Annotated in this window: 12 protein-coding genes; all 12 read left to right on the top strand. The window is 64.7% G+C overall.

The features are described 5' to 3' along the window. Window positions 1–34: 34 nt before the first annotated feature. The 12 genes from AWB70_RS13535 (at window position 35) to AWB70_RS13480 (ending at window position 11778) form a co-directional block, all read left to right on the top strand. Window positions 35–1219: a lipid-transfer protein gene (locus AWB70_RS13535; protein WP_045461279.1), complete on the top strand. Its 1185-nt coding sequence runs from the start codon at window positions 35–37 to the stop codon at window positions 1217–1219. A gap of 5 nt (window positions 1220–1224) precedes the next feature. Next, on the top strand, window positions 1225–1659 hold the full coding sequence (locus tag AWB70_RS13530; protein ID WP_045461281.1) for a MaoC family dehydratase N-terminal domain-containing protein: 435 nt from the start codon (window positions 1225–1227) through the stop codon (window positions 1657–1659). Between the two features lie 14 nt (window positions 1660–1673). After that, window positions 1674–2090 (top strand): MaoC family dehydratase, encoded by a 417-nt coding sequence (locus AWB70_RS13525; protein ID WP_014252634.1) that lies wholly within the window; start codon window positions 1674–1676, stop codon window positions 2088–2090. A 33-nt stretch (window positions 2091–2123) separates the two neighbouring features. Further along, window positions 2124–2945, top strand: a complete 822-nt coding sequence (locus AWB70_RS13520; protein WP_053571555.1) for an SDR family NAD(P)-dependent oxidoreductase — start codon at window positions 2124–2126, stop codon at window positions 2943–2945. 139 nt (window positions 2946–3084) lie between these two features. After that, window positions 3085–4638 (top strand): acyl-CoA synthetase, encoded by a 1554-nt coding sequence (locus AWB70_RS13515; protein WP_045462357.1) that lies wholly within the window; start codon window positions 3085–3087, stop codon window positions 4636–4638. 58 nt (window positions 4639–4696) lie between these two features. Next, window positions 4697–5470: an enoyl-CoA hydratase-related protein gene (locus AWB70_RS13510; RefSeq protein ID WP_053571556.1), complete on the top strand. Its 774-nt coding sequence runs from the start codon at window positions 4697–4699 to the stop codon at window positions 5468–5470. 121 nt (window positions 5471–5591) lie between these two features. Then, window positions 5592–6101 (top strand): 2,4'-dihydroxyacetophenone dioxygenase family protein, encoded by a 510-nt coding sequence (locus AWB70_RS13505; protein WP_014252638.1) that lies wholly within the window; start codon window positions 5592–5594, stop codon window positions 6099–6101. Window positions 6102–6138: 37 nt separating this feature from the next. Next, a complete protein-coding gene (locus AWB70_RS13500; protein WP_060854097.1) occupies window positions 6139–6822 on the top strand; it encodes an SDR family NAD(P)-dependent oxidoreductase in 684 nt (227 codons plus the stop codon). 40 nt (window positions 6823–6862) lie between these two features. Then, window positions 6863–7900 (top strand): alcohol dehydrogenase catalytic domain-containing protein, encoded by a 1038-nt coding sequence (locus AWB70_RS13495; protein WP_053572101.1) that lies wholly within the window; start codon window positions 6863–6865, stop codon window positions 7898–7900. A gap of 67 nt (window positions 7901–7967) precedes the next feature. After that, a complete protein-coding gene (locus AWB70_RS13490) occupies window positions 7968–9272 on the top strand; it encodes an MFS transporter (protein WP_053571558.1) in 1305 nt (434 codons plus the stop codon). Window positions 9273–9317: 45 nt separating this feature from the next. Further along, the gene (locus tag AWB70_RS13485) at window positions 9318–11009 is read left to right on the top strand and encodes an alkyl sulfatase dimerization domain-containing protein (RefSeq protein WP_053571559.1); all 1692 of its coding nucleotides are present in this window, start codon (window positions 9318–9320) and stop codon (window positions 11007–11009) included. A gap of 13 nt (window positions 11010–11022) precedes the next feature. Then, on the top strand, window positions 11023–11778 hold the full coding sequence (locus AWB70_RS13480; protein WP_053572102.1) for an SDR family oxidoreductase: 756 nt from the start codon (window positions 11023–11025) through the stop codon (window positions 11776–11778). Window positions 11779–11826 lie beyond the last annotated feature (48 nt).

Here is an 11826-nt window from a genome sequence, read left to right as displayed (position 1 = left end):
CATCCATCAATCGAAGTCAACAGGAGCAACGCACATGAGCCGCAAAGTCTTCGTCGCCGGGGTCGGCATGATTCCCTTCAAGAAGCCGGGCACCAGCGACACGTATGACGTGATGGGCGGGAACGCGATCCGCGAAGCGCTGGCCGACGCCGGCATCGAGTACGCCGATGTTCAGCAGGCCTATGCCGGCTACGTCTACGGCGATTCGACGTGCGGCCAGAAGGCGCTGTATCGCGTCGGCATGACGGGCATTCCGATCATCAACGTCAACAACAACTGCGCGACGGGCTCGTCCGCCCTCTTCCTCGCGCGTCAGGCCGTGCAAAGCGGCGAAGTGGACTGCGCGCTGGCCGTCGGTTTCGAATTCATGCAGCCGGGCGCGCTGGTCTCGCGCTGGAACGACCGCGCGCCGGCCATGGAGCGCTCGCATCAGCTCGTGCGCGAACTCGTGGGCGCCACCGATCTGCCGCCCGCGATTCTTCAGTTCAGCGGCGCGGGCCGCGCGCATATGCAGAAGTACGGCACCAAGCTCGAAACGTTCGCGAAGATCCGCGCGAAGGCGAGCCAGCATGCCGCGCGCAATCCGCTCGCGCTGTTCCGCAACGTGCTGAGCGTGCAGGACGTGATGGAAGCGCCGATGCTCTGGGACGGCGTCATCACGCGCCTCATGGCGTGCCCGCCGACCTGCGGCGGCGCGGCGGCCATCATCGTGTCGGAAGCGTTCGCGCGCAAACGCGGCCTGCGCACCGACGTGTTGATCGCCGGTCAGTCGCTCACCACCGACCTGCCGAGCACCTACGATGCGCGCGACATGATCCGCGTCGTCGGCTTCGACATGACGCGCACGGGCGCGCAGAAGGTGTACGAGCAGACCGGCGTGGGCCCGGACGACATCGACGTGATCGAACTGCACGACTGCTTCGCGCAGAACGAGCTGATCACGTATGAAGGTCTCGGCCTGTGCGGCGAAGGCGAAGCCGAAAAGCTCGTCAACGACGGCGACAACACGTATGGCGGCAAGTGGGTCGTGAACCCGTCGGGCGGGCTGCTTTCGAAGGGTCATCCGCTCGGCGCGACCGGCCTCGCGCAATGCTACGAGCTCACGCATCAGTTGCGTCACACGGCGGGCGACCGTCAGGTGAAGGATGCGAAGGTGGCGCTCGCGCACAACGTCGGGCTCGGCGGCGCATGCGTGACGACGCTGTATCAATCGGCGTGACCGTCATGATCGATAAAGCCAATATCGGCAAGCAGTTGCCGGTTTTCAGGGCGAGCGCGGACGCCTGGCGTCTGCGTTTTTTCGCCAAGGCGATCGGCGAAACCAGCCCGATCTACTTCGACGAATCCGCCGCCCGCGATGCGGGCCATCCCACGCTGCCGCTGCCGCCCACGTTTCTGTTCTCGCTGGAGTTCGAGCAGCCGTCCTCGTCCTGGCGCGACGAACTCGGCCTCGTCGTGTCGCGCATCCTGCACGGCGAACAGTCGTTCACGTATCACCGCATGGCCTATGCGGGCGACGTGCTGCAGTTCGAGAGCCGTATCAGCGACATCTACGAGAAGAAGGGCGGCGCGCTGACCTTCGTGGTTCGCGACACGAAGGTCACCAATCAGCGCGGCGAGCATGTCGCCGATCTGCGCAGCATCATCGTTCAGCGTTAATCCGGAGCATGCAGATGAGCACCCTCACCTTCGACACCGTCAACGTGGGCGACACGCTGCCCGCGCTGGCCCTGCCCGCGATCAACCGCACGACGCTCGCGCTGTTCGCGGGCGCGTCGGGCGATCACAACGCCGTGCATATCGATCTCGACTATGTGCGCCGCGCCGGCATGCCCGATGTCTTCGCGCACGGCATGCTGTCGATGGCCTATCTCGGACGCCTGCTCACGCAGTGGGTGGAACAGCGTCAGTTGCGCCAGTTCGGCGTGCGCTTCGTCGGCATCACGCAACTCGGGCATCAGATCACGTGCACCGGGAAAGTCGTCGAAAAATTCGAAGCGGAAGGCGAAAAGCGCATCAGGCTCGAAATCCAGACGGCGAATCAGTATGGCGAGCCGCGCATTCTCGGCGACGCGGTCGTTGCCCTTTAACCCCCATTCAATGAAGTCTTGAGATTCGACACCATGAAAAAACTCGACGGAAAAGTAGCATTGGTCACCGGCTCCGGCCGCGGCATCGGACGCGCGATTGCGCAGAAGCTCGCGAGCGAAGGCGCACGCCTCGTCATCAACGATCTCGACGAGGAACCGGCGCAGGAGACCGTCGAACTGCTGAAGAAGCAAGGCGTGGATGCGGTGGCGTGTGTCGGCAACGTGGCCGCGGCGGATTTCGCGGATCGCTTCATCAACACGGCGATGAAAACGTATGGCGGCATCGACATCATCGTGAACAACGCCGGTTTCACGTGGGACGACGTCGTGCAGAAGATGACCGACGAGCAATGGTACGCGGTGATCGACTGCCACATGACCGCACCGTTCCGCATCCTGCGCGCGGCGTATCCGCACATCAAGGCGCTCGCCGCCGCCGATAAGGAAGCCGGCCGCGAGATCTATCGCAAGATCGTCAACGTGTCGTCCACGTCGGCGCTCAACGGCAACGCGGGCCAGATGAATTATTCGTCGGCGAAGGCGGGCATCATCGGCATGACGCGCGCGCTGGCGCGCGAGTGGGGCCGCTTCAACGTCAACGTGAATTGCGTGGCGTTCGGCCTGATCCATACGCGCATGACGGTCAGCACGGAAGCAGCGCAATCCGTGAAGATCGATGGCCGCGACATTCGTGTCGGCCTGAACGCGGAAATGCTCAAGGGCCACGCGCAACGCAATCCGATGGGACGCGGCGGCACGCCCGAAGAAGCGGCCGGCGGCGTGTACTTGTTCTGCTCGCCCGAGTCGAACTACATCACTGGCCAGACGGTCGCGGTCGCGGGTAACATCCAGTAAGAAGGCGCGGCACATGACGCTTCGGGCATCCGCTTAATTGTTCGCGGATGCCCGAAGCGATGCACGCCGCATGCGGCACAACGCGCGAGGCATGGCCGCACTGCCCGCGCGCAGAACAGATAAAAGTAAGGAGACGAGCGTGTACCTCACCAATTGCCTTCACCGCGCGCTGCAGCAGACGCCCGATCAGCTCGTCACGAGTTTTCGCGGCCGCACGCGCACTTATCGCGAGTTCTGCGATCGCGTCGCACGTCTTGCTCACGCGTTGCTGGCGTTGGGCATGCAGCCGGACAGCCGCGTAGGCATGCTCGCACTCAACTCCGACCGTTACTTCGAGTACATGATGGCGGTCTGGTGGGGCGGCGGCGTGCTGAATCCGGTCAATATCCGCTGGAGCGTGCCCGAGATCGTCTATTCGCTCGACGACTGCAATACGCGCATTCTCATCGTCGACGAACACTACGCGCACCTCGCGGCCTCGATTCGCGGGTCCGCCGCCTGCCCCCCCAAGCTGATCTACGCGGGCGACGGCGAAGCGCCCGCCGGCATGCTGTCGTTCGAAAGCCTGATCGCGAGCCATGCGCCGGTCGAAGACATGCGGCGCGGCTACGAAGACCTCGCCGCCATCATGTACACCGGCGGCACGACGGGTTCGCCCAAGGGCGTCATGCTGAGTCACCGGAACCTGTGGACGGGATGCGTCAACCGTCTCGTCGACGCCCCGCCCATTCCGAACGGAAGGACGCTGCACAGCGCGCCCTTCTTTCACATCGCCGCAATGACGCGCGCGCTGTTGCAGTTCATCCGCGGCGACATGAACGTCATCATTCCGATGTTCCAGCCCGCCGAAGTGCTGGAGACGATCGAGCGCGAGCGTATTACGGACATCGCGCTCGTGCCTATCATGATTCAGGCGACGATCTCCCACCCCGACTTCCAGCGCCGCGATCTGTCGAGCCTGCAACGCGTCGCCTACGGCGCATCGCCGATGACGGCGGCCGTGCTGGAGAAGACCATCGCCATGCTGCCCAACGTCGAGTTCAATCACTCGTACGGCCTGACCGAAGGGATGATCGTGTCGTCGAATCCCGCCGACAATCATCATGAAGCGGCTCGCAAGAAGGGCTTGCATACGTCGGCGGGGCGCTCGATCTGCGGCACCGAAATCAAAATCGTCGACGGCCAGGATAACGAAGTGCCGCGCGGAACGGTCGGCGAAATCATCGTGCGCGGCCCGACGGTGATGCAGGGCTACTGGAACAAGCCCGAAGAAACGGCGCAGACGCTGCGCGGCGGCTGGCTGCACACCGGCGACGGCGCTTACATGGATGCGGACGGCTACGTGTTCATCGTCGATCGCATCAAGGACATGATCATCAGCGGCGGCGAAAACGTCTATTCGGCGGAAGTGGAGAACGCGATCGCGCGTCATCCGGCCGTCGCGATGTGCGCGGTCATCGGCATTCCGCACGAGATTTGGGGCGAAGCGGTGCACGCGGTCGTCGTGCTCAAGCCGCAGTCGACGTTGAGCGAAAACGATCTGCGCCTTCACTGCCGCGAGCATATCGCGGGCTACAAGTGTCCGAAGAGCATCGAGTTTCGCGCCGAGCTGCCGATGTCGGCGGCGGGCAAGATCCTCAAGCGCAACCTGCGCACGCCCTACTGGGAAAACAAGTCTCGCGCTGTGAACTAAAACGCGCGCGGCCTTCTGGCCGTGCGCTTTCGCGCTGGTTCTTTCCATAGGATTCCAAATGAATGACCTCGTGACCTACCACGCGGATGCCGGCGTTTGCACCGTGACGTTGAACCGGCCCGATGTGCTCAATGCGCTGAACCGGCCGCTCGTCACGGCGCTGCGCGACGCCTTCGAGCGCGCCTCGGAGGATCGCGCGGTTCGCGCCGTCGTCGTGACCGGCGCGGGCCGCGGCTTCTGCGCGGGCGCGGACGTGCGCGCACTGAACGAAGGCGGCGATCCCGTCGCCGCGTTGCGAGATTTCTTTCATCCTCTGGTGCTCGCGCTGCGGAACATGCCGAAGCCCGTGATCGTCGCGGTCAATGGCGCGGCGGCCGGAGCGGGCATGAGTCTCGCCCTCGCAGGGGACATTGTTCTGGCGGCGCAATCCGCGACCTTCCTGCAGGCGTTCACGAAGATCGGCCTCATTCCCGATGCGGGCAGCACGTATTTCCTGCCGCGTCAGGCGGGCGAGATGCGTGCGCGCGCGCTCGCCATCCTCGGCGAAAAGATCGACGCATCGGAGGCCGAGCGCATGGGCCTCGTCTGGAAGGTCTTCGATGACGACGCGCTCGCCGCCGAAAGCATGAAGCTCGCGCGCCATCTCGCGAGCATGCCGACCACCGCGTATGCGCTGACCAAGGCGGCGCTCAACGTGAGCCTCGACCAGGACCTCGCGCATCAGTTGGAACTGGAAGCGTCGCTGCAGGCGCGCGCCTACCGCACCGACGACGCGCGCGAAGCACTCAGCGCCTTCGCGCAACGCCGCACGCCCTCTTTCAAGGGAAGCTGAACGCGCCGTAAGGGTTAATCCGCCCCCCGCGTAAGGGAGGTCGATTGTGACGGCAGATGCCGGGCGGTATCGTGACTGCGTCGGCCACCGTGCGCCGAAACTCGACTCGTAGGAGATAACCATGGCATTGCCCAAGCATCACAAGCAGGATAAGGATCTGTTCACCATCGACTCCAGCAAGGAGCCGTGGGTCAAGGATTTCCCGCATCCGGGCTCCGACGTCTGCCCGCTCTTCCTCGATGCGCAAAACGGCATTTGGGTGCTGCGCGCGCGGATCGCGCCGGGCATCGTGCTGCCGAATCATTTTCATACGGGCACCGTGCATCTGTTCACGATCGCCGGTCAATGGAACTACACGCAGTATCCGCATCAGCCGCAAACCGCCGGCAGCTATCTCTACGAACCGGGCGGCGCGATCCATCAGTTCACCACGCCGTCCAGCAACACGGAGATGACCGACATGTTCATGGTCATTCACGGCGCGAACGTCAACTTCGACGACGAAGGCAACTTCATCAACATCGCCGATGCGGGCTTCATCGAGACCATGATCAACAAGGCCGCCAAAGACCGCGGCATGTCGCCGTTGAACTATGTCCGCGCCCTCGGCGCGCGTTCCACCGCGATGTAATTCCCGAGTCTGCCTCCCGAACCACCGGAGTCTGAAAGTGCCTGATTTCAACGTAGCCGGAAAACGCGTGCTGATTACCGGCGGGACGGGCGGCATCGGCGGCGCATTCGCCCGCGCCTTCGCCGATCTCGCCGCGCCGCCCGCCGACGCCGATGCGCGCATTCGCCACGAGCCGCTCGACGTGCGCGATGACACCGCCGTCGAAGCGCTCGCCGCGCGCATCGATACGCTCGATGTCCTGATCCACTGCGCGGGCCGCGCAAGCCCCAGCGAATACGAACCGGATATCTTCGCCGATGTTCTGGACGTGCATCTCGTGGGCGGCCTGCGGCTCGTCAACGCGTTTCACCCGCATCTGAAGGCGAGCGCGGGTTGCGTGATCAACATCGCCTCGATGTATTCGTTCTTCGGCTCGCCGATGACGCCCGCGTATGGCGCGGCCAAGGCCGGCGTCGTCGCGCTGACGCGTTCGCTCGCGCTGCGCTTCGCCGCCGATGGCATTCGCGTCAACGCCATCGCGCCGGGCTGGATCGACACGGCCCTGACACGCGCGGTGCGCGACAACAAGGCGTTTTTCGAGAACACGCTGAGCCGCATTCCCATCGGCCGATGGGCCGAACCGGACGAAGTGGCCGGCGCCGCGGTGTTCCTCGCTTCCCCTGCTGCGCGCCTCATCACCGGTATCACCCTTCCCGTCGACGGCGGTTATTCGGCGGCCTGATCGCGTTGCGCACGCCTCAATCATTCACCTCATGCCGATCATGAAAGTCATCGCCTTTGAAAGTATCGACAAGCCGCTCAGGATGGCGGATGTGCCCGTTCCCGCCCCCGCCGCGGACAGCCTCACGGTCAGAGTTCACGCCTGCGGCATCTGCGGGTCCGATCTGCACGCCGCGCAGACACCCGGCATGTTGCGCGAAGGCTCCGTGCTGGGTCACGAGTTCGCCGGGGAAGTCGTCGGAGTCGGCGCGGACGCGGGCGCGGACTGGCGCACGGGCGACCGGATCGTGGCGCTGCCCTTGCGCGCGTGCGGCACATGCGCGCCGTGCCGCGACGGACGTCAGGCGTCGTGCGAAGCGCCCGCGACGCAGGGCTTCCATCCCGCATTGCCGGGCGCGTACGCGGAATACGCTTCGTGCCAGGCCGTCATGGCGATGAAGATCCCCGACACGATGAGCTACGACGAAGCGGCCATGATCGAGCCGTTCGCCGTCGCGCTCAACGCGTACAAGATGGCGAAGGTGCCGCCGGGCGCGGACGTGCTGATCGTCGGCGCGGGCGTGATCGGGCTGGCCATTGCAACGTGGGCGCGCTTTTTCGGCGCGGGCGACATCGCGATCAGCGATCTCGTGCCCGAACGGCTCGCGCGCGCACGCGACGCGGGCGCGGAAATACTCATCGACGCGTCGAATGTCGCGGACCCGGTCGCCGAGCTACGCCGCGCGACCGGCCGGCCGCCCATGTTCATCTTCGAATGCGTCGGCCGGCCGATCTTGCAGAAGCTCATCAACATGGCGCCGCCGAAGGCGCATCTCGTGATCGCGGGCGCGTGCCTCGAACCTGAAAAGGTGTCGGTGCTGAGCGCGACGATCAAACGCCTGCGCGTGAGTTTCGCATTTACCTACGAACGTGAGGACTTCGAATTTTCGCTGCGCATGCTGGCGGACGGGCGCATCCGCGCGACGCCGTTCATTTCGTCGGTGATCGGTCTCGACGAGGTTCCGGCCACCTTCGAAGCGCTCAAGAAGCCGAACACGCACTGCAAAGTCATGATCCGAAATCAGGCATCGGCCGCATGAGGGCGCGCCCTCGCCCTGCCTTTTTTGCTTCGTCCACCTACGCCACGCGAGATACCCGTCCGAGATCATGAATACATCGACCGAATACCCGTCACGCACCGCATGGCGCGTGTCCGCGCTACTGACTAGCCTCGCGCTCATCAACTTCATCGACAAGATTTCCCTCGGCATGGTGGCGGTGCCGCTCATGGCCGAGCTGAAGCTGACCTCCGCCCAGTTCGGCGTGCTGGCGGGCAGCATCTTCTGGCTGTTTTCGCTTTCGAGCATCGTCGTCGGATTTTTTGCGAACCGCTTTCAGACGCGCTGGATTCTGTTGGTGATGGCGGCAAGCTGGGCGCTGCTGCAATTGCCGCTCGTCTACGCCACCGCGCCGCTCACGATCCTGGTCTGCCGTGTGTTGCTCGGCGCGGCCGAAGGGCCCAGCGCGCCGCTTTCGATGCATGAGCTGTTCAAGTGGTTTCCCGACGCCAAACGCGGCCTGCCCGTCGCGATCCTGAACCAGGGCGCGGTCATCGGGCTGATCGTAGCCGGGCTGATCATTCCGGTCGTGTCGCGCAACTGGGGATGGCGCATGAATTTCGTGCTGCTCGCCGTGATCGGCGCGGTATGGTGCGTGCTCTGGCTCATCTTCGCGGAACGCCGCGAGCCGCCCGTGTTCGCGGCCCCGGCTCACGTGATTTCCCGCACCGATGCCGCGCCCCAGACTCTGCTGCCGTACCGCAAGCTGCTGCTTTCGCCGCCTGTGCTGATCGTCATCCTGCTCGGCTTTTCCGCCTACTGGTCGTCGGGACTGATGCTGACGTGGCTGCCCGCCTACCTCGAAAAAGGCTACGGCTTCGATCACGTCACCGCCGGACGGATCTTCGCGCTGGTGATTCTCTTCACGATGCCGTACACGCTCTTTCTGAGCTGGTACTCGCAGCGCTTGCAAGCGCGCGGCGCGTCGAGCCGTCAGGCGCGCGTGCAGATCATCAACGGGGCTTTCATCACAGGCGGCGTGTTGCTTCTGCTGCAGCATTTCGTCGCGATGCCCGCCGGGCTCAAGCTCACGCTCTTCGCCGTGGGCAACGGGCTTGCCACCATCTGTTTCGCGCTTGCGCCGGCGATCCTCGGCGAACTCGCGCATGAACGTCAGCGCACCGCGCTGCTCTCGGTGTACGCGGCGCTCGTCACGTCAGCCGGGGCCATCGCGCCCGCCGTCGCGGGACGGTTCATTCAGGCGAACGGCGGCAATAACATCGCCGGCTATGAAACGGCTTTCGTCATCGGTGCGGGCATGTTGCTGTTGTCCGCCGCGCTGAGCATGCGATATCTGCATCCGGAACGCGCTCGCGAAAGACTTTCGGCGCTCGGCGTTTCGCGCTCGGCGTAATCCCCCGACGCCTTCGCTCACTCACACTTCACAGGTACGCATCGCATGAAGAACCCCGCCGCTCATCAAGCCGTGTCCGCGGTCAATGGCGCGCTCGTCAATCGCAGCGTGCTCGAAAACGAACGGCTCGTCAGGCACCAGGACACCACACCCTACGAGCTGACCGATCGCGTCTGGGTGCTGCCGGGCACGGCGCTGAACGCGGCGGTCATCGTCGGCGACGACGGTCTCATCGTGTGGGAATCCGGCGAGCATCTCGAACACGGCAAGCAGTATCGTGAAGCGATCCGCCGCATCAGCACGAAGCCGATCAAGGCGATCATCTACAGTCACACGCATTACGCGCTGGGTGCGCGCGCGATCCTCGAAGGCGAGGACAACGTGGCGGTCATCGGCCATGCTCGCCTCAACGAAAACATGCGCGTGGCGGCGCTCGGAAGCTACTTTCCCGAGATTCAGCCGCTCCAGCACGCGCGCGCCATGCAACATGCGCAAGCCCTGCTGCCCCAATCGGGCGACGACGCGCAATATGGCTTCGTGATCGAACACGGGCCGACGGGTTTCGTGCCGGTGAATACGCCGGTCGCGCATGGGGAGATGCTCACGATCGCCGGCGTGCGCATGCAGTTCTTCACCGAAGGCGGCTCCGACACCGACGACTGCGTAACCGTCTGGCTGCCCGATCAGAAAGTGGCGCTGAACAACATTCTGTGGCCGTGGCAGCCGAACTTCTATACACCGCGCGGCGCGAAGTTTCGCGATCCACGCGTGTGGTCGGAGGCGCTCCGGCATCTGCTCGCGCTCGAACCCGCGTATCTCATCAGCCAGCATGCCCGCTCGATCACCGGCGCGGCCGAGATCGAACGCACGCTGCGCAATTACCTCGATTTCACGATGCTGGTGCTCGATCAGACCTTGCGCGGCGTGCTCGCGGGCAAGGGGCCTGACGATCTGCGCGGCTTCATCGAGTTGCCGCGGCATCTCAAGGAAGAGCCGTGGCTCTTCGAAGCCTATGGCCGCCTCGACTGGCACGCGCCCTACATCATGAATCACGCGCTCGGCTGGTGGGACGGCGACGCCGCGACCCTCGAACGCCTTGCGCCCGCGGAGATCGCCGGGCGCATGACGACGCTGCTCGGCGGCCGGGCGCGCGTGCTCGATGCGGTTCACGAAGCGCGCGCGCAAGGCGACTACGCCTGGGCGCTCGAATTGCTCAACTATCCGCTGAAGCTTTCGCCGGACGACGCCGAACTGCGCCAGCTCAAGGCAAGCCTTCTGCGCAGCAGCGCGCAGGCGACGACCGCGAGCATCGCGCGCGGCTTCATGCTGAGCCAGGCGCTCGCGCTGGAAGGCAAGATCGATCTGCCGCGTCTCGTGCCGCCTTCGAAGCGTCAGATCGCCGCCGATCCCGCGACCTATGTCGATCATTTGCGCGTGCGCGTGAATCCGGTTCAGGCGCAGCATATCGACGCGATCATGCGCTTCGATTTCATCGACGGCGCGCGCCCTTCCGTTGCGCTGCACGTGCGCCGGGGCGTCGCCGAATTCATCGCGCGGCCGCACGAACTCTCGCGCCACGCCGATTTCATTCTGACGCTCGACGGCAGGACCTTCGCGCAGCTTTTCGTGAGTCCGTCGTCGCTGCGAACGTTGTTGAACGAGGAAGCCCTGCGACTCACAGGCGATGCAAGCGCCGCCTGCGCGGTGCTCGCGACGTTCGACGCGCTTCGCGCATGATGTCGAGGGCATCATGAACACTACTTCATTTGCACGAGACAAGGGCGCGGCCCCGCTCGCCGGCAAGGTCGCGGTGATCACCGGCGGCGGACGCGGCATCGGGCGCGCGATCGCACACGCTTACGCGGACGCGGGCGCGGCCGTCGTGGTCGCCGCGCGCAGCAGCGAGGAACTCGATGCCGTCGTGCGGTCCATCGAGGCGCACGGCGGCAAGGCGCTCGCATGCCGTGTCGACGTGACCGACTACGCGAACGTCGAAGCGATGTACGCGCAAGCCGTCGAGCATTTCGGCGGTGTCGATATCGTGCTCGCGAACGCGGGCCTCGGCACGCCCGGCGGCCCGATCGAAACCGCGAATCTCGACGCATGGAAGCGCACGTTCGAGGTCAACCTCTACGGCGCGCTGCACACGGCGCGCGCGGCCATTGCGCCCCTGCGCAAGCGCGGCGGCGGCAAGCTCATCATGACGGGCTCGGGTTCGCGCCATCGCCCGATGCCGGGGCTCTCCGCTTACGCCACATCGAAGCTCGCGTTGTGGATGCTCACGCAGACGCTCGCCATCGAGGTGCAAGACGCGAACATCAGCGTCAACGAACTCATTCAGGGCCCGGTCAGAACTGAAATGACGGGCTTCGGCAAAGTCGCGTTTCCGCCCGGCGAGTGGATGAAAGAACCCGAAGACGTCGTGCCGCTCGCGATGTTCCTCGCAACACAACCGCTCGTCGGCCCGACAGCGCAAAGCTTCAGCCTGATGCGCCGGGCCGGATGAAATCAGGCGCGACGGAGACCCACATCACCGACACACATGAGGACAGAA

Source organism: Caballeronia cordobensis (assembly GCF_001544575.2).
Taxonomy (GTDB): Bacteria; Pseudomonadota; Gammaproteobacteria; order Burkholderiales; family Burkholderiaceae; genus Caballeronia; species Caballeronia cordobensis.
Note: the sequence above shows the minus strand (reverse complement) of the source record. Positions and strands in the feature narration are given on the sequence as shown.

Bases quoted from the DNA above. Each gene is read 5' to 3' on its own strand.
- AWB70_RS13535 (WP_045461279.1), top strand. From the start codon at position 35: ATGAGCCGCAAAGTCTTCGTCGCCGGGGTCGGCATGATTCCCTTCAAG.
- AWB70_RS13530 (WP_045461281.1), top strand. From the start codon at position 1,225: ATGATCGATAAAGCCAATATCGGCAAGCAGTTGCCGGTTTTCAGGGCG.
- AWB70_RS13525 (WP_014252634.1), top strand. From the start codon at position 1,674: ATGAGCACCCTCACCTTCGACACCGTCAACGTGGGCGACACGCTGCCC.
- AWB70_RS13520 (WP_053571555.1), top strand. From the start codon at position 2,124: ATGAAAAAACTCGACGGAAAAGTAGCATTGGTCACCGGCTCCGGCCGC.
- AWB70_RS13510 (WP_053571556.1), top strand. From the start codon at position 4,697: ATGAATGACCTCGTGACCTACCACGCGGATGCCGGCGTTTGCACCGTG.
- AWB70_RS13505 (WP_014252638.1), top strand. From the start codon at position 5,592: ATGGCATTGCCCAAGCATCACAAGCAGGATAAGGATCTGTTCACCATC.
- AWB70_RS13495 (WP_053572101.1), top strand. From the start codon at position 6,863: ATGAAAGTCATCGCCTTTGAAAGTATCGACAAGCCGCTCAGGATGGCG.
- AWB70_RS13490 (WP_053571558.1), top strand. From the start codon at position 7,968: ATGAATACATCGACCGAATACCCGTCACGCACCGCATGGCGCGTGTCC.
- AWB70_RS13485 (WP_053571559.1), top strand. From the start codon at position 9,318: ATGAAGAACCCCGCCGCTCATCAAGCCGTGTCCGCGGTCAATGGCGCG.
- AWB70_RS13480 (WP_053572102.1), top strand. From the start codon at position 11,023: ATGAACACTACTTCATTTGCACGAGACAAGGGCGCGGCCCCGCTCGCC.